Below are 17,888 nucleotides of genomic sequence, written 5' to 3' on the forward strand. Positions count from 1 at the left end.
TCCTGATTTTCAGCAGATAAAATATTCTTTTCAGGTATTTGGTTTTAAAATAATTAATTGTACTTTTGCATCCCCTTTATTGGGGATGGAATGTTTAATTAAAATAATATTATGGACGCATTAAGCTACAAGACAATTTCAGCAAGCAAAGCCACTGTTACTAAAGAGTGGATTGTTGTAGATGCTGAAGGTCATAACTTAGGTCGTCTTGCTTCAAAGGTTGCTATGATCTTAAGAGGTAAGTACAAACCAAGTTACACACCGCACGTTGACTGTGGAGATAACGTAATTGTTATCAACTCAGAAAAAATTAACCTTACAGGTACAAAAATGAATGACAAAATTTACATGCGTCATACAGGTTACCCAGGAGGACAAAGAACTTTAACTGCTAAAGTATTGCAATCTAAAAACCCTGCATTATTAGTAGAAAAAGCTGTAAAAGGAATGTTACCTAAAAACAAATTAGGAGCTGAACTTTTTAGAAATCTAAATGTTGTTGTAGGACCAGAGCACAAACAAGGAGCTCAAAAACCTAGAACTGTTAACCTAAACGATCTTAAGTAATGGGAGTTATTCACAAAATCGGTAGAAGAAAAACCGCTGTTGCACGTGTATATGTTTCTGAAGGAACAGGAAAAATCACTGTAAACAAAAAAGAATTCGCAACTTACTTTCCAACTGCAACTTTACAATACAAAGTTTTACAACCATTGTCTATGACAGAAAATGTAAACAACTTTGATGTAAAAGTAAACGTTTACGGAGGTGGTTCAACTGGTCAGGCAGAAGCTGTAAGAATGGCATTAGCACGCGTTATGTGTGAAGTAAATGCTGAAAACAGAGGTATCCTTAAACCAGAAGGTTTATTAACAAGAGATCCAAGAATGGTTGAACGTAAGAAATTCGGTCAGAAGAAAGCTCGTAAGAGATTCCAATTCTCTAAACGTTAATATTACCTGTCTTGTTCAATTAGGACAAGACATGATCAATTATTTATTGAAATTAAAAAACACAGTTGTTGTTGCTCTCCTACCGAGGTAGGAAATAGTTTAGCATCTAAATGTATAAAGCCTGGGAAACCGCCATTTATACATTGCTAATCAACAGAACGTAAACTAGTACAAAAATGGCAAACAAAATAGAAGTAAAAGACTTACTAGAAGCAGGTGTTCACTTTGGACACATGACTAGAAAATGGGACCCAAATATGGCCCCTTACATTTATATGGAGCGTAATGGTATTCACATTATCAATCTATATAAAACTGCAGCTAAAATTGAAGAAGCTAATGAAGCTTTGAAAAAAATCGCTGCATCAGGTAGAAAAATCTTATTCGTAGCTACCAAAAAACAAGCAAAAGACATCGTTGCTGAAAAAGCAAAAGCTGCAAACATGCCTTACATCACTGAAAGATGGCCTGGTGGAATGCTAACTAACTTTGTAACTATCAGAAAGGCAGTTAAAAAAATGTCTTCTATTGATAAAATGAAGAAAGATGGTACTTTCATGACGTTATCTAAAAAAGAGCGTTTGCAAGTTGATCGTCTACGTGCGAAACTAGAGAAAAACTTAGGTTCAATTGCTGACATGTCTAGACTACCAGCTGCATTGTTCGTAGTAGATATCAAAGCTGAACATATCGCAATAAAAGAAGCACAAAAATTAAACATTCCAGTTTTCGCAATGGTTGATACGAATTCTGACCCAAGAGAGGTTGATTACGTTATTCCTGCAAATGATGATGCTTCTAAATCAATTGACAAAATTTTATCTTTAGTTACTGCTGCTGTAATCGACGGTCTTTCTGACAGAGGTTCTGACAAAGAAACTGAAGCTACAACAGAAGAAGCTGCGGCTCCTGCTGCTGTAGAAGCTGCTCCTGCTGCGCCAGCTGTTGAAGCTGCTGCACCTGCAACTGAAGAATAAATCAAATTTAAATTCCAAATTTTAAATTCTAAAATCCAACCACAAATTAAAAACGTTATGTTGATAATTTAATAAAATTGGAATTTAGAATTTAAAAGATGGAATTTTTACTTTTAACATTAAAATTCAAAATATTATGGCAACAATTACTGCTGCAGACGTAAATAAATTAAGACAATCTACAGGTGCCGGAATGATGGACTGTAAAAAAGCTTTAGTTGAAGCTGATGGAGATTTCGATAAAGCTATACAAGTCCTTAGAGAAAAAGGACAAAAAGTTGCTGCTAACCGTTCTGACCGTGACTCATCTGAAGGAGCTGCTGTTTCTTTTATCAATGCTGACAATACTAAAGGAGCTATCATCACTTTAAACTGCGAAACTGATTTCGTAGGTAAAAATGAGGCTTTCGTAACTTTGGCTAAAGAATTAGTAGAAAGAGCTATTAACTTCTCTTCTAAAGAAGAATTTTTAGCTTCAGATTTCAACGGAATTACTGTTGCTGAAAAATTAATCGAGCAAACTGGTGTTATCGGTGAAAAAATCGAAATCGGTGGTTTTGAAATTTTAGAAGGTGCTTTCGTTGGATCTTATGTTCACGTTAACAAAATTGCTGCATTAACTGCAATTTCTGCTGCAATTCCTAACGCTGACGTTTTAACTAAAGATGTTTCTATGCAAGTTGCTTCTATGGGAGCTGATACATTATCTTACAAAGATTTTGATCCTGCTTTCGTTGAATCTGAACTTGCTGCTCGTATTGCTGTAATCGAAAAAGATAATGAAGAAGCAAAACGTTTAGGAAAAACTTTAAAAAATGTTCCTAAATATATTTCTTTCTCTCAATTGACTGAAGAAGTTTTAAAACAAGCTGAAGAAGATGCTAAAGCTGAATTAAAAGCTGAAGGTAAACCAGAGCAAATTTGGGACAAAATTATCCCAGGAAAAGTTCAACGTTTTATCTCTGACAATACTACTTTAGATCAAGAGAAAGCTTTGTTAGATCAAAACTTTATCAAAGACGACAGTAAAAAAGTTGGTGATTACGTTAAAGGATACAACGTTGAAATCACAGGTTTCAAAAGAGTTACTTTAGGTTAATATATTATTTCAATATAAAAAGCCCTGAATATTCATTTATTCAGGGCTTTTTTTGTTTTAATAATTCTTGTCTTCGGTTAGATTTATAAGATTATTAAAGAGGCTGCAATTTAAGGTTTACATCAGAGCAGAAGAACTTTTCCAATGTTTTAAACAAATAGTACAAGGAACTTGTATTTAATTCTTTGAAAAAGTTTTTTTTTACTTGTAAACTTGCCAAACATAGCCCGTGGTTTCAACCACGGGGTGCAATATTATTACGCCTCGTATTGTGCTCCCGTGGTTGAAACCACGGGCTATGTTTTTGAAGACAGAAATTAAATTAGGGACTAACTTTAAAATTGGGCTTTCACAAAAGTTTCTTACACTCTTGGCTTTAAACTTTGACAAATTTTTTTCACTTTCAAACTTGCCAAACATAGCCCGTGGTTTCAACCACGGGGTGCAATATCATTACGCCTCGTATTGTACTCCCGTGGTTGAAACCACGGGCTATGTTTGAAGATAGAAATTAAATTAGGTACCAACTTTAAAATTGGGCTTTCACAAAAAGCTTCTTACACTCTTGGCTTTAAACTTTGGCAAAGTTTTTTCACTTTCAAACTTGCCAAACATAGCCCATGGTTTCAACCACGGGGTGCAATATTATTACGCCTCGTATTGTGCTCCCGTGGTTGAAACCACAGGCTATGTTTGAAGACAGAAATTAAATTAGGGACTAACTTTAAAATTGGGCTTTCACAAAAGTTTCTCACACTCTTGGTTTTAAACTTTGCCAAAGTTTTTTCACTTTCAAACTTGCCAAACATAGCCCGTGGTTTCAACCACGGGGTGCAATATTATCACGCCTCGTATTGTGCTCCCGTGGTTGAAACCACGGGCTATGTTTGAAGACAGAAATTAAATTAGGTACCAACTTTAAAATTGGGTTTTCACAAAGTCGCTACACTCTTGGTTTTAAACTTTTACAAAGCTTAACAAACCTGATAAACTTGCTACTAAAATCTTTATAATCCACAAATCTGTGGCAAAAAATTAAACTCAAACTCCAAAAAAAATCCCCGAATAATTACATTATCCGGGGATTTCAACAAGAATTTAATCTTATTATTTTTTATCTATAATCGGGAAATTTCTCGCACGCATTAATGCATCAGACTTAGGAGCTCTTCCTCTAAAGTTCTCGTAAGCTTTCTCCTGATCGATAGTGTTTCCTACACTGAAAACATTATCATAAAGACGTTTTGCAACCTCTTTATCATACGGTCCTTTACCTTCTGTAAAAGCTTCATAAGCATCTGCATTGATTACATCAGCCCATAAATAGCTGTAATATCCAGCCGAATATCCATCACCAGAGAAAATATGTCCAAATTGAGGAATTCTGTGACGCATTACAATTTCCGAAGGCATATGAAGCGCTTCTAATGTTTCTTTTTCAAATTTATGAGGATCAATAGGCGTAGTCGTTAAATGTAGCTTCATATCGATCAATGAACTCGAAATTGTTTCTACAGTAGAGAATCCTTCACCAAAGTTAGACGCTTTTTCAATTCTGTCTACCAATGATTGTGGCAATGGCTGATTTGTTTTATAATTCAAAGCAAACTTATTCAATACCTCAGGAGTAGCCAACCAATGCTCTAACAATTGAGATGGGAATTCTACGTAATCTCTTGCAACAGATGTTCCTGCTAAACTTGGATAGGTTACATTAGAACATAATCCGTGAAGCGCGTGTCCGAATTCATGAAATAAAGTTGTAGCATCTTCCCAAGAAATCAAAACCGGATCGCTTCCAGTTCCTTTTATAAAATTACAATTATTAGAAACAATTGTCAGAACCTCTCCATCCATTTTTTGTTGGTCACGGTAAGCATTCATCCAGGCACCAGAACGTTTTCCTGCACGCGCATACGGATCAAAATACCATAATCCAACCACTTTACCTGTAATCTTATTACTCACTTCCCAAACACGAACATCAGGGTGGTAAACCGGAACATTAGTAATTTGTTTGAAACTTAAGTTGAATAATTCTCCTGCAACCCAAAACATACCTTCACGTAAGTTCTCTAATTGCAAATAAGGTTTTACCTCATTTTGATCTAAATCGTATTTTGCTTTTCTAACTTTTTCAGCATAATAACGGTAATCCCAAGGCTGAATTTTAAATTTTCCACCTTCAGCATCCACAATTTTCTGCATTTCAGCAACGTCCTGATGTACTTTTTCTACAGCAGGTTCCCAAACTGATAACATTAAATCTAATGTTTTCTTAGGATCTTTTGCCATTTTGTTAGACAAGCTCCAGTCAGCAAAAGTAGGAAAACCTAATAAATTTGCTTTTTGAGTACGCAATTGCAAAATAGAAACAAGTGTTGCATTGTTGTCGTTTGCATTGCCATTATCGCCACGTTTTACAAAAATTTCAAAAGCTTTTTCTCTCAAATCTCTACGAGTTGAGAAAGTTAAAAACGGCTCAATAGACGAACGTGTGTTTGCAACACAACCCATCACATCCAGTTTTCTGCTTTTTGCCTCAGCAATTGCAGCATTTTTTGCTTCAGCAGGCAGACCATCAAAATCGCTTTCTGTTTTTAAGGCTACGTATTGATTGTGCTCTTCCGCCAATAAATTTTGACTGAATTTAGTATAAAGACTTGCCAGTTCCTGATTAATCTTCGCTACTTTTTCTTTGTCTTTTTCATTCAGTTTTGCCCCTTCACGAACAAAATCAGTATAATACAACCAAATCAAACGTTGTTGTTCGCTGGTCAGTTTTTTACTTTCCTTTGAGTTGTACAATGTTTCTATTTTGGTGAATAATTTTTTATTCTGTAAAACCTTGTCATTAAAAGCAGACAGTTTAGGAGACATTTCTGTTTCAACAGCATCAAATTCAGGAGTACTTAAAGTAGAACCGTAAATTCCGTAAACAGTATAAATTCGGGCAATTGTCTTTCCTGAACGCTCTAAAGCAGCAATGGTATTATCAAAAGTTGGCGCCTTTGGATTATTTGCGATAGCATCAACCTCATTTAGTTTTTCCTGAATTGCAAATTGAAGTGCCGGTTTAAAATCCGAAACTTTGTACTCATTAAAAGCAGGAACTCCTCCGTAAGGCCCTGTCCATTTTTTCAGCAATGGATTATCTGAATTGTTTTGCGCAGTGGCCGTAAATAAAGTTGTTCCCATGAGAAAAATTGTCATTAATTTTTTCATTATCATTAATTTGATTTAAAATAAAAATAAAACATGTTATTGTTTCAAATGTAACCAAAAATCAGCATTCGAAGTAAAATTTTAACTTTCAGATTAGCATCTCACTCCACTTAATTCATAACTACCCATTTCCTGTTATAAAGAAATAGTTTAAATTTGGCACATCATTTACCACATCACATGTTTAAAACCCGAAAAGAAATTGTTTTTGTTGTCCTTGCAGGCATTTTTATAACCAATGCCGTTGTAGCTGAACTCATTGGAGGAAAATTAATTCAAATTGGACCATTTGTAATGAGTATTGGTATTTTGCCCTGGCCAATCGTTTTTTTAACCACAGATTTAATCAATGAATATTTTGGCGAGAAAGGCGTAAAAAAACTGTCTTTTATAACAGCATGTTTAATTGCTTATGCTTTCCTACTATTATTTATGGCCATTGTAATTCCGGCCGCAAAAGGAATTAGTCCTGTAAACGACGAACAATTTCAGGCTGTTTTTGGCCAGAGTATGTGGATCATTGTAGGTAGTTTAATTGCCTTTATGGCATCTCAGCTAATCGATGTCTGGATATTTTGGTTCTTTAAAAGACGAACGGGAGAAAGAAAAATATGGCTCAGAACAACAGGTTCAACTGTAATTTCGCAGCTATTTGACTCTTTTATTGTCCTTGGAATCGCCTTTTGGTTACCCGGAAAAATTAATTTCGAAACTTTTATATCCTCCGGACTAACAGGTTACATTTTTAAACTTTCAGTCGCTGTTTTGCTAACTCCGCTAATTTATCTGGGACACCATTTAATAAAAAAATATCTTAAAGACGACCCTAATAATAAAGAATAAAACTACCTTGTAGTATGAAAATGACAATTGCCATCTTACTTTTTTCAATAGCCTATTTTTTTACAGGCTGTGGCAACGACGCAAAAAACATATCTAAAAAAGAAAAAACCTATCCTGTAAATAAATTAGAACCAGTTTCGGCAAAAATCTTTAAAAAAACAGCACTCAAAACGGCAGCTCTTCCAAATGCCCAAAAAAAACATACAAATTCTAAAAAGAATATTCTTTCTGAAGAAGAAAATGAATTAAAACCGCAAATTCAAAATCAGCACAATGTAAATAATACGCTAGATTTCAGCGAAGAGGCAAACAAAACCTTAATGACTTTTGTGAATTTACGCAAAATACTTTCCGGAAGTAAAATTGGACAAACTTTAACCCAGGAACAGCTGACTCAACAATTCGAAATTCCGCACGAAGCCGTTAAACTGGTAAAAAGCATCACAAAAACCGATGATGACGAAATTGCCGTAAAATGGCGTTCGACATGGTTTATAGAAAAAGTCTCCGATGCTAAATTTAAGGACGGCTTAATGAAAATTACTTTCAAAGCCAATAAATTATATACTTCAGGAACTGCAATAGGCATTAAATACGACAAAAAAATCTACAATGAATTGGTCATCATTGGCCGTTCTGCTTACATTCCCGGCGTAAAAGGATATAGCTGGCAAATAGGAAAATGATATTTAATAATATTATCAAAAATTAACCCTTAAAATTAAATAAGAAAATACTTTCTTTTTTAATTGTTTTGACCGTAAAAAGGTTTTAGATTTGTTGATTAATTTAACAAGTAAAAACAAACAAAAAAAAATGAAAAAATTAAGTATCTTATTTTTGTCAATATTGACAGTAGGCTTATCCGTGGTATCATGTAGTAGTGACGATAATGATGACAATGCATCAATCGAAGGGAAATGGGAAATAGTACAAAGTGGAATAATAGCAAATGGAAAAGAATCTGTTATACCAATTTTAACTGATGGTAATTGCGGAAATGCAACTTTTGAATATTTCGCAGATGGCAAATTCATAGACACAACTACAGAATTCTGGGATTCAAAATGTAGCACATATGTTGAAAACGGAACCTGGACTAAGGACGGAAATACATTAAATTTAAAATATGGAGATGATGAAACATCTAAAATTGAAATTTTAGAATTAAGTAAAAGCAGATTAAAAATAAAATTTGCTTATTCAGAAGAGAACGTATCAATTACTGGATTTTCAATTTACGAAAGAAAATAATTAATATTAGATTTATAAAACCTCTTTTCAATGAAAGGAGGTTTTTTTTATACATTTGAAATAAAAAATGGAAGACAAAATAAGATGCGGTTGGTGTTCTGCCAGCGATTTATACAAAAAATATCATGACGAAGAATGGGGCATACCTGTTTACGACGATGCGTCATTATTCGAATTTTTAATTTTAGAAACTTTTCAGGCGGGTTTAAGCTGGATTACTATTTTAAATAAAAGAGAAAATTTCAGAGCTGCTTTTGATCATTTCGATTATAAAAAAATAGCCAATTATCCCGAAGAAAAAATTGAATCCCTTTTACAAGACAGCGGAATCATTCGCAATAAACTTAAAATTCGCGCTACCATTTCAAACGCACATGCCTTTATGAAAGTGCAGGAAGAATTTGGAAGTTTCTCCAATTATATCTGGAAATTCACCAACGGAAAACCAATCGACAACAACCCAAAAACACTAAAAGACGTCCCTGCCACTACTCCACTTTCAGACGAAATTAGCAAAGACCTAAAAAAAAGAGGCTTTAAATTCGTAGGCTCAACCGTAATTTACGCTCAAATGCAAGCCACCGGAATGGTCAACGATCACGTCGAAGATTGCTTTACCCGAAAGGGAAAATAGTCACAGTTTTTAGTCTCAGTCACAATCTCGGTTTTCAGCTTTTAGAGCTTAATTTTTTAAGTTAAAGACTGAAAACTGAAAACCAAGACTGAAAACTTTAAAAAAAACATTATATTTGCTTCACACTTTAGGGGTGTCTGCTAATGAGCAGGCTGAGATTTTACCCTCTGAACCTGATCTAGTTCATACTAGCGTAGGGAAAAGTAAGATGACTTCTGCGCGCATTTTTATGCGCAATTGTAGCCATTCCTAGAGTAAAGACGCACTATTGTGTATCATCAAAAAACTCTAAATTCTGAAGGAATGGAACTAAAAATCAACCAACAAATCAAACAATTCAATGCTGAATCGCTAAGCGTTCAATCATTGCTCGATCTCGAAATTCCCCACAAACAAAACGGAATCGCCGTTGCCATCAACAATACCGTTGTTCCAAAAATAAACTGGAACCAACATCTCGTACACGAAACCGACGAAATTTTAATTATTTCAGCAACACAAGGAGGATAATAAGGCTGCCTAAACGGGCTATCCGTTGCAAGTCCGCAGTCGTCAACCAAAAAAATATAGTCTTAGCAAAGCTTCCGCTGGTCGCTTTCCTAATCCTTATTTTTTACGGTTTACTCCTTTACGGGCTTTCCACTTCTATCCCTGGCAGAAAGAATAAATTCCAAATTCCAATTTCATATCAGACGTAGACGCACTGCTGTGCACCCCTACAATAACTCATAACTTATAACTCATAACCTCTTTCCTTATGACTACAGAAGAACAAATCTCCAGAACCCCTTTTCCAAACTCCAAAAAAGTATATGTAAAAGGCGAAATTCATCCCATAGAAGTAGCCATGCGCGAAGTAATCCTTAGCGATACCAAACTTTCTAATGGCGGAATCGAAAAAAATCCACCTGTAACAATTTACGACACTTCAGGTCCGTACACAGATCCTAATATCGAAATTGACATTCGTAAAGGATTACCAAGATTAAGAGAAGAATGGATTTTAAACCGAAATGATGTCGAAATCCTAAACGAAATCACATCAGATTACGGACAAACCAGATTAAAAGACGAAAGTTTAAATCACCTTCGTTTCGAATATTTACACCAGCCAAAACGTGCTAAAAAAGGCGCAAACGTTACGCAACTATATTACGCCAAACAAGGAATTTTAACTCCGGAAATGGAATACATTGCGATTCGCGAAAACCAGCGCATCGAACTTTTGAACGAGCAAACCAAAGCTATGAAATGCCAGCACAGTGGACATAGTTTTGGAGCCAACACACCAAAAAGTAAAATTACTCCCGAATTCGTTCGTAGCGAAGTAGCCTGCGGGAGAGCCATAATACCCAACAATATCAACCATCCCGAAAGCGAACCCATGATTGTGGGGCGTAATTTTTTAGTAAAAATAAACGCCAATATCGGGAACAGCGCCGTAACATCAAGCATTGAAGAAGAAGTAGAAAAAGCAGTCTGGGCTTGTCGTTGGGGCGCTGACACCATTATGGATTTATCAACCGGAAAAAATATCCATGAAACCAGAGAATGGATTATTCGTAATTCTCCGGTTCCTATCGGAACAGTTCCTATTTATCAGGCCTTAGAAAAAGTAAAAGGAATCGCCGAAGATTTAACTTGGGAAGTTTTCCGCGATACTTTAATAGAACAGGCAGAACAAGGTGTTTCATACTTTACGATTCATGCAGGAGTTTTATTGCGTTACATTCATTTAACAGCTGATCGTGTTACCGGAATCGTTTCTCGTGGCGGATCGATTATGGCAAAATGGTGTTTATTTCATCATAAAGAAAACTTTTTATATACCCACTTCGAGGAAATCTGCGAAATCATGAAACAATATGATGTTGCTTTTTCTCTTGGAGATGGTTTACGTCCCGGATCTATTGCTGATGCCAACGACGCTGCACAATTTGCCGAATTAGAAACGCTTGGCGAACTAACCAAAATTGCCTGGAAACATGATGTACAAGTTTTCATCGAAGGCCCTGGTCACGTACCAATGCATATGATTAAAGAAAACATGGACAAACAATTAGAACATTGCCATGAAGCCCCATTTTATACTTTAGGACCTTTAACCACTGATATTGCACCAGGTTACGATCATATTACATCGGCCATTGGAGCCGCTATGATTGGTTGGTACGGTTGCGCGATGCTGTGTTATGTTACACCAAAAGAGCATCTTGGTTTACCCAACAAAAAAGACGTAAAAGATGGCGTGATAACTTATAAAATATCCGCTCATGCAGCTGATTTAGCCAAAGGTCATCCGGGAGCACAATACCGTGATAACGCTTTAAGCAAAGCACGCTTTGAATTCCGTTGGGAAGATCAATTCAATCTTTCTCTAGATCCCGATACAGCACGAGAATTTCACGACGAAACCCTTCCGGCAGATGGCGCAAAAGTCGCTCATTTCTGCTCGATGTGCGGACCAAAATTCTGCTCCATGAAAATATCTCAGGAAATTCGTGATGTCGCTGCAGCTGAGAAAGGTATGCAGGAAAAATCAGAAGAGTTTATTGAGCAAGGGAAAGAGATTTATATCTAGAGAATAGAACAAAGAGTAAAGAAAAAAGATATGATTGTAATTACAAATCCTTCTTCGATTGCAAATGAAATCAACATTATTGAATCTTTATTTGAAGAAGGATTGTCTTTGCTTCATATTCGGAAACCTGATTTTTCTGAGCTTGAAATGGCGCAATTTATTCATCAGATAAGATTGGAATTCCGCTCTAAATTGGCTTTGCACAATCATCATGAATTAGCAGAAGATTTTGGCATTAACAGAATTCATTTTTCAGAAAAAGACAGAAAAAGTATTTTTTCAATTTGTCAGGATCAAAAGATATTGTCAACATCAACACATTCTATGGAAGATTTCAATTCCTTAGAAAATGATTTTGATTATGCTTTTTTAAGTCCTGTTTTTACAAGTATTTCTAAAGAAAATTATCATCCAAAAACTAATCTTTTCGAAGCTTTAAAACGAAGAACAAATCACAAAATAAAAGTGATCGCTTTAGGCGGAATTGATGCTAAAAACATGAAAGAAACATTAGAAAACGGTTTTGATGATGTAGCGCTTTTAGGAACCATCTGGAATAACGAAAATCCAATAAAACAATTCAAATTATGTCAACAAATCGCCCAATCGCACTTAGTATAGCAGGTTTTGACCCTATTGGTGGCGCAGGTGTTTTGGCCGATATCAAAACATTTGAGCAACATCAGGTGACCGGATTTGCCATTACAACGGCGAATACCATACAGACTGAAAATGAGTTTTTTGAAATTGAATGGACAGATTTGAGTTTTGTTATTCGATCAATTGAAACATTGTTTAAAAGGTATAATATTCAATCAGTAAAAATTGGGATTGTTCCTTCGTTAGATTATTTAAACCAAATTCTTTCAGTTATAAAAGCAGTATCACCAACTACACAAATTGTTTGGGATCCCGTTTTAAAATCGACTACAGATTTCAACTTCATCACAATTGAAAACCAACTGGAGTTGAATAAAATGCTATCCAAAATTGATTTGATTACGCCCAACTATAATGAAGCTGAAATCTTATTTCCGGGTTTTATTTCGAATCAAATTTTGCTTAAAAATGAAATTCCAACTTCTGTTTTATTAAAAGGCGGGCACAATCCTATTGAAATTGGAACCGATCGATTATTTCTAAAAGATGAAATTATCGATTTACTTCCGTCTAATAAAGAATGCTTCGAAAAACATGGTTCCGGCTGTGTGTTATCCTCTGCCATCGCCTCAAATCTGGCTTTAGATCAAACGCTAACAGAAGCTTGTAAAAATGCGAAAACCTACATAGAAAAATTCCTGAGTTCAAACACAACTTTAATCGGATATCATTATGTATAACAAATTACAATACATCTCACAAGGAAATACAATCGAAGAACAATTGTACAATATTCATCAGGCATTAGATGCTGGCTGCGATTGGGTACAAATGCGATTTAAAAATCAAACAACCAAAGATACTTTTGCTTTAGCAGAAGCAGTAAAATTTTTATGCGAAGAATATCTCGCCAATTTTATTGTAAACGACAATCTCTATCTCGCTCAGCAAATTGCCGCTGACGGAGTTCATTTAGGTTTAACCGATATGAATATTGCCGAAGCCAGAGCCATATTAGGCACTACCAAAATTATCGGAGGAACAGCAAATACTTTTGAAGACATTGAAAATCACGTAAAAAACAGCTGTGATTATATTGGTCTTGGTCCATTTAGATTTACTAAAACAAAAGAGAAACTGAGCCCTGTTTTAGGTTTATCAGGATATGTTGCTATTATTGAAAAGATGAAAAACAGCCATCTCAAAACTCCTGTTTATGCTATTGGAGGAATCACATTAGATGATGTAACCCAATTAATAGAAACTGGAATTCACGGAATTGCCGTTTCAGGAATGATCACAAGCAGTGATCAAAAAAAGAAATTAATTCAACAACTAAACGAAAAGTTATATGCAAACGTCATTGTTTAAAATTGGAGACAAAACCCTAACCTCCCGCCTATTTTTAGGAACCGGAAAATTTGGTTCTAACCTTGAAATGGAAGAAGCGATTTTAGCCTCAGGAAGTGAGTTGGTGACTGTTGCCCTAAAACGCATCGATTTAGAAACAGAAACCGATGCTATTTTATCGCATTTACAACACCCAAATATTCATTTATTACCCAATACATCAGGCGCAAGAAATGCAAAAGAAGCTGTTTTTGCTGCACAATTAGCCAGAGAAGCTTTAGAAACAAACTGGCTAAAACTAGAGATTCATCCCGATCCAAAATACTTAATGCCGGATCCCATCGAGACTTTAAAAGCAACTGAAGAATTGGCTAAACTTGGTTTCTTCGTTTTGCCTTACATACATGCTGATCCTGTTTTATGCAAACATTTAGAAAACGCAGGAACAACCGCTGTAATGCCTTTGGGTTCACCAATTGGCAGTAACAAAGGTCTTAAAACAATAGATTTTCTGGAAATTATAATCGAACAAAGCAATGTACCCGTAATCGTAGATGCCGGAATTGGCGCACCTTCTGACGCTGCAAAAGCAATGGAAATTGGTGCCGATGCTGTTTTGGTTAATACTGCAATTGCAGTAGCCGGAAATCCGAAATTAATGGCTGAAGCTTTTAAGGAAGCGGTTATTGCAGGCAGAAAGGCTTTTGAGGCTAAAATTGCTCATCAGCAGAATTATGCTGTGGCTTCTAGTCCTTTGACATCATTTTTATATGACTAACGTACTTAACCGCAAAGTTCGCAAGGTTTTTACGCAAAGTTCGCTAAGCTTTGCGAACTCTTAGTCAAAAATAAAGAAACCCAAAGCTTAGCGAACTTTGCGTAAACCTTAGCGCTCTTTGCGGTAAAACACCACAATCCAAATGAAAACATTTAAAGCAATATTTGAGCAATATAATTGGGATACCATTCAATCTAAAATATACAAAACAACTTCTCAGGATGTAGAACGAGCTTTGGCAAAAACCAAACGCAATCTCGATGACTTTTTGGTTCTAATTTCTCCCGTTGCCCAAAATTATCTGGAGCAAATGGCACAGGAATGCCATGAAATCACCAAAAAACGTTTTGGCAAAACCATCCAAATGTATGCGCCGCTTTATCTCAGCAACGAATGTCAGAACATTTGCACTTATTGCGGCTTTAGTTTAGACAATAAAATCAAACGAAAAACGCTTTCTGATGCTGAAATAAAACTTGAAGTCGAAGCACTAAAAAATATTGGTTTCGATCATGTTTTATTGGTAACCGGAGAAGCAAATTATACCGTAAATATTAATTATTTCCTGAATGCCATTGCGTTAATACGAAAGGAGTTTTCGATTATTTCGGTTGAAGTTCAGCCACTTTCTACTGAAGATTATGAGCGTTTGCACGAAGCTGGCGTGTATTCCGTTTTAGTGTATCAGGAAACGTATCATCAGGAAGTTTACAAAAAATACCATACCAAAGGTAAAAAATCAAATTTTGACTATAGACTCGAAACGCCTGACAGAATAGGAACTGCAGGAATTCATAAAATAGGTTTAGGCGTTTTATTGGGGTTAGAAGATTGGCGAACAGACAGTTTCTTTAATGCTTTACATCTGGATTATCTCCAAAAAAAATATTGGCAAACTAAATATTCCGTTTCTTTCCCAAGATTACGTCCTGCCGAAGGTATTATCGAACCCAATTTTATTATGGACGATAAAGATTTAACCCAATTGATTTGTGCCTATCGTTTGTGGAATGAAGATCTGGAAATCTCAATTTCGACCCGCGAAAACGAGAAATTCAGAAACAACATTATCCCAATTGGCGTTACAAGTATGAGTGCAGGTTCTAAAACAAATCCCGGAGGTTATGTCGTTGATCCGCAATCTTTAGAACAATTTGAAATTAGCGATGAAAGGTCAGCTAAAGAAATCGCGCAAGTCATAACAAAATCAGGTTACGAACCCGTTTGGAAAGATTGGGATAAATGTTATGGGTAAAAGAAATTCCAAATTTTAAATTCCAAATTCCAAAAATCTAAAATCAACAATCTAAAATCTAAAATCCCCAAATGAGTATTATACAAGAATTCCTTCGTTATAACAGACAAACTATATTACCCGAAATTGGTGATGAAGGTCAGGAAAAACTAAAAAAAGCAAAGGTATTAGTTATTGGTGCAGGAGGTTTAGGGTGCCCTATTTTGCAATATATTTCGACTGCAGGAGTTGGCTGTATCGGAATTATGGATTTTGACAGTATCGAAATTCACAATTTGCATCGTCAGATTTTATATACTGAAAATGAGATTGGACAAGAAAAAGCGCTTGTTGCAAAAGATGTAATTTCAAAACTAAATCCGCTGATCGAAGTAATTGCAATTAGAGAAAAACTAACTGCTGAAAATGCTGAAAAAATAATTCAGCACTATGATATTGTTGTAGATGGTTCGGACAATTTTGCAACGCGTTATCTGGTAAATGACACTTGTGTTGCTTTACAAAAACCATTGGTTTACGGAAGTATTCTAAAATTCGAAGGCCAGATCGCAGTTTTCAATCACAACGGAAGTAAAAATTTACGCGATTTATTTCCTGAAATGCCGGATCCAAAAGATGTTGCGAATTGCAATTTGAATGGTGTTTTGGGCACTCTTCCGGGAATTATTGGAACTATGATGGCGCACGAAACCTTAAAATTAATTCTGGAATTACCTACTTTAAAAAATGAGTTAGTACTTTTTAATACAATCAATTGGAACTTTACAAAACTGAATTTCTAGAACACAATTTCATCTCCGACAGTAATAATTCCTGAATTTAAACTCACAACATTGGTCCCGAATAAAACAGAATTGTTTACTACTCGATATTTACTTAAGGTTTTGAGAGGTTCTTTTTTTAATTTACCATTTTCAGGATCATTATTCACCATAATACATCTTTCGCATGTTTTTATATTTTTAAAATCTACATCACCAATTTTAAAAGTGGTGAAATCATCCTCTTCATGAGGAGTTTCTGTACTTATTACGATATTAGGGCGAAATCTTAAAACAGTAATTTTATCTGTTAATTTTTCATTTAGAAAATCCAAGCTTTGACTTCCTATCATTAAATACGGATAACCATCAGCAAGACTTACATTGAAAGTTTCTTTTAATTTTGAACTTTCATGTTTGCGATCTCCATTTTTAATGATTTTAACCAGTTTACATTCAAAACCTAAATGTTCGCTAAACCATTTTGAAGTTGATGCATTCACTTCTATAACTTCGCTTTTGTCGTCCCAAACATTCACTTCTATCGAATTATCTAAATGTTCATCAATAGAAAATTCATGCTTTTGATCCTGAAAAGTAATACTGATTTTTCCATCTGAAATCTGTGGATAAAACTGACTCATAATGCGATGTTCTCTTTGCGTTATCATTTGATTATCTGCATCAATCAACATCCATCTGCGATCGTTTTCGAATCCCATTTCTTCTGCTAAAGCTTGTTGGCAACTAATTCCTGCCAAACTTTTTATCGGGTAGACATAAATTTCTTTTACATTATAAACTGCACTCATTATTCTTTATTTTCTATAATAGACATAAATTCTTCACGATCGATTTCGCGACAACCTAAACTCTCTAAATGCGGATTGTAAACCTGACAATCTAAAAGTTTGTAATTCTCCTTTTTTAAATAATTTACCAAAGTAATAAAAGCGACTTTGGAAGCATTTGATACTTTCGAAAACATACTTTCTCCACAAAAAACATGTCCCAAATCGATTCCGTACAAACCGCCAACCAAAACCTCATCCTGCCAAACCTCAACAGATTTTGCAATTCCCTGTTCATTCAGTTTACAATAGGCATCGATCATTTCGTTTGAAATCCATGTTCCGTTTTGACCATCGCGCTTTATGTTCTGGCAATTCGAAATAACCTCTTTAAAGTTCTGATTCAACGTAACTTTAAACTGGTTTCTATTCAAAATATTCCGCATACTTTTAGACACAATCAACTCATCCAAAAACAAAACCATTCTAGGATCCGGCGACCACCAAAGAATTGGATCTCCTTCATTAAACCAAGGGAAAATTCCGCTTTTGTAAGCTAACTTTAATCGTTCCGGATCTAAGTCACCGCCAATGGCCAGAATGCCTTCTTCATCGGCTTCTGAAACGGGAGGGAAAAATAAATCGTTGAATACGTAATACATGTTTTTAAAAATTCCAATTTTTTAAATTCCAAATTCCAAGTGCTGATTAGGCCTGCACGATTAATGTGCACTAAAAAGCGTACAAAAACAAAATTCCAAACTCCAATTGCATATTTTATGAATTG

The 17,888-nt window shown here is 35.3% G+C and carries 19 protein-coding genes and 1 riboswitch; of the genes, 16 read left to right on the forward strand and 3 right to left on the reverse strand.

Annotated elements, in window-relative coordinates; all coding sequences use genetic code 11:
* The first annotated feature begins 111 nt into the window (after positions 1-111).
* The 4 genes from rplM (at position 112) to tsf (ending at position 3,029) form a co-directional block, all read left to right on the forward strand.
* On the forward strand, positions 112-567 hold the full coding sequence (gene rplM, locus ACIDC4_RS12965) for a 50S ribosomal protein L13 (RefSeq protein ID WP_160375569.1): 456 nt from the start codon (positions 112-114) through the stop codon (positions 565-567).
* Entirely contained in the window at positions 567-953 is a 387-nt protein-coding gene (gene rpsI, locus ACIDC4_RS12970; RefSeq protein WP_099710716.1) for a 30S ribosomal protein S9, read from the forward strand. The genes rplM and rpsI overlap by 1 nt, the downstream gene beginning before the upstream one ends.
* A 176-nt stretch (positions 954-1,129) precedes the next feature.
* Positions 1,130-1,930: a 30S ribosomal protein S2 gene (gene rpsB / locus ACIDC4_RS12975; protein ID WP_072954405.1), complete on the forward strand. Its 801-nt coding sequence runs from the start codon at positions 1,130-1,132 to the stop codon at positions 1,928-1,930.
* A gap of 136 nt (positions 1,931-2,066) precedes the next feature.
* Positions 2,067-3,029, forward strand: coding sequence for a translation elongation factor Ts (gene tsf / locus ACIDC4_RS12980; RefSeq protein WP_230035114.1), 963 nt, complete (start codon positions 2,067-2,069; stop codon positions 3,027-3,029).
* A gap of 1,107 nt (positions 3,030-4,136) precedes the next feature.
* Here tsf and ACIDC4_RS12985 read toward each other — a convergent pair.
* Complete coding sequence (locus tag ACIDC4_RS12985) at positions 4,137-6,254, reverse strand: M3 family metallopeptidase (protein ID WP_412043203.1); 2,118 nt, start codon at positions 6,252-6,254, stop codon at positions 4,137-4,139.
* A 180-nt stretch (positions 6,255-6,434) separates the two neighbouring features.
* On the opposite strand from ACIDC4_RS12985, the gene ACIDC4_RS12990 reads away from it, so the two are divergent.
* The 12 genes from ACIDC4_RS12990 to ACIDC4_RS13045 all read left to right on the forward strand — a co-directional run bounded on the left by ACIDC4_RS12990 (position 6,435) and on the right by ACIDC4_RS13045 (position 16,331).
* Complete coding sequence (locus ACIDC4_RS12990; RefSeq protein WP_412043215.1) at positions 6,435-7,097, forward strand: queuosine precursor transporter; 663 nt, start codon at positions 6,435-6,437, stop codon at positions 7,095-7,097.
* A gap of 14 nt (positions 7,098-7,111) precedes the next feature.
* The gene (locus ACIDC4_RS12995; RefSeq protein WP_412043202.1) at positions 7,112-7,783 is read left to right on the forward strand and encodes a hypothetical protein; all 672 of its coding nucleotides are present in this window, start codon (positions 7,112-7,114) and stop codon (positions 7,781-7,783) included.
* A 130-nt stretch (positions 7,784-7,913) separates the two neighbouring features.
* Positions 7,914-8,351, forward strand: coding sequence for a lipocalin-like domain-containing protein (locus tag ACIDC4_RS13000; protein WP_412043201.1), 438 nt, complete (start codon positions 7,914-7,916; stop codon positions 8,349-8,351).
* Between the two features lie 67 nt (positions 8,352-8,418).
* Positions 8,419-8,985, forward strand: a complete 567-nt coding sequence (locus tag ACIDC4_RS13005) for a DNA-3-methyladenine glycosylase I (protein ID WP_412043200.1) — start codon at positions 8,419-8,421, stop codon at positions 8,983-8,985.
* A 119-nt stretch (positions 8,986-9,104) separates the two neighbouring features.
* Positions 9,105-9,202: riboswitch (TPP riboswitch) on the forward strand.
* Positions 9,203-9,288: 86 nt separating this feature from the next.
* Positions 9,289-9,495, forward strand: coding sequence for a sulfur carrier protein ThiS (gene thiS, locus ACIDC4_RS13010; protein WP_072954420.1), 207 nt, complete (start codon positions 9,289-9,291; stop codon positions 9,493-9,495).
* Between the two features lie 247 nt (positions 9,496-9,742).
* Positions 9,743-11,566 (forward strand): phosphomethylpyrimidine synthase ThiC, encoded by a 1,824-nt coding sequence (gene thiC, locus ACIDC4_RS13015; protein ID WP_412043199.1) that lies wholly within the window; start codon positions 9,743-9,745, stop codon positions 11,564-11,566.
* A gap of 30 nt (positions 11,567-11,596) precedes the next feature.
* Positions 11,597-12,187, forward strand: a complete 591-nt coding sequence (locus ACIDC4_RS13020) for a thiamine phosphate synthase (RefSeq protein ID WP_412043198.1) — start codon at positions 11,597-11,599, stop codon at positions 12,185-12,187.
* Positions 12,154-12,906, forward strand: a complete 753-nt coding sequence (locus tag ACIDC4_RS13025) for a hydroxymethylpyrimidine/phosphomethylpyrimidine kinase (RefSeq protein ID WP_412043197.1) — start codon at positions 12,154-12,156, stop codon at positions 12,904-12,906. The genes ACIDC4_RS13020 and ACIDC4_RS13025 overlap by 34 nt, the downstream gene beginning before the upstream one ends.
* A complete protein-coding gene (locus ACIDC4_RS13030; RefSeq protein ID WP_412043196.1) occupies positions 12,899-13,537 on the forward strand; it encodes a thiamine phosphate synthase in 639 nt (212 codons plus the stop codon). The genes ACIDC4_RS13025 and ACIDC4_RS13030 overlap by 8 nt, the downstream gene beginning before the upstream one ends.
* Positions 13,518-14,294: a thiazole synthase gene (locus ACIDC4_RS13035; protein WP_412043195.1), complete on the forward strand. Its 777-nt coding sequence runs from the start codon at positions 13,518-13,520 to the stop codon at positions 14,292-14,294. The genes ACIDC4_RS13030 and ACIDC4_RS13035 overlap by 20 nt, the downstream gene beginning before the upstream one ends.
* Before the next feature lie 142 nt (positions 14,295-14,436).
* Positions 14,437-15,549, forward strand: coding sequence for a 2-iminoacetate synthase ThiH (gene thiH / locus ACIDC4_RS13040; protein ID WP_412043194.1), 1,113 nt, complete (start codon positions 14,437-14,439; stop codon positions 15,547-15,549).
* Between the two features lie 71 nt (positions 15,550-15,620).
* Entirely contained in the window at positions 15,621-16,331 is a 711-nt protein-coding gene (locus tag ACIDC4_RS13045; protein WP_412043193.1) for a HesA/MoeB/ThiF family protein, read from the forward strand.
* On the opposite strand, the gene ACIDC4_RS13050 is transcribed toward ACIDC4_RS13045, so the two are convergent.
* Both ACIDC4_RS13050 and aat read right to left on the reverse strand, forming a co-directional pair.
* Positions 16,328-17,122, reverse strand: a complete 795-nt coding sequence (locus ACIDC4_RS13050) for an MOSC domain-containing protein (protein ID WP_412043192.1) — start codon at positions 17,120-17,122, stop codon at positions 16,328-16,330. The genes ACIDC4_RS13045 and ACIDC4_RS13050 overlap by 4 nt on opposite strands.
* Positions 17,122-17,763 carry a leucyl/phenylalanyl-tRNA--protein transferase gene (aat, locus tag ACIDC4_RS13055; RefSeq protein WP_412043191.1) on the reverse strand — a complete coding sequence of 214 codons (642 nt, stop codon included), beginning with the start codon at positions 17,761-17,763 and terminating at the stop codon, positions 17,122-17,124. The genes ACIDC4_RS13050 and aat overlap by 1 nt, the downstream gene beginning before the upstream one ends.
* Between the last annotated feature and the right edge of the window lie 125 nt (positions 17,764-17,888).

This window comes from Flavobacterium sp. C3NV, from assembly GCF_046825355.2.
In the GTDB taxonomy this organism is placed as follows: Bacteria; Bacteroidota; Bacteroidia; order Flavobacteriales; family Flavobacteriaceae; genus Flavobacterium.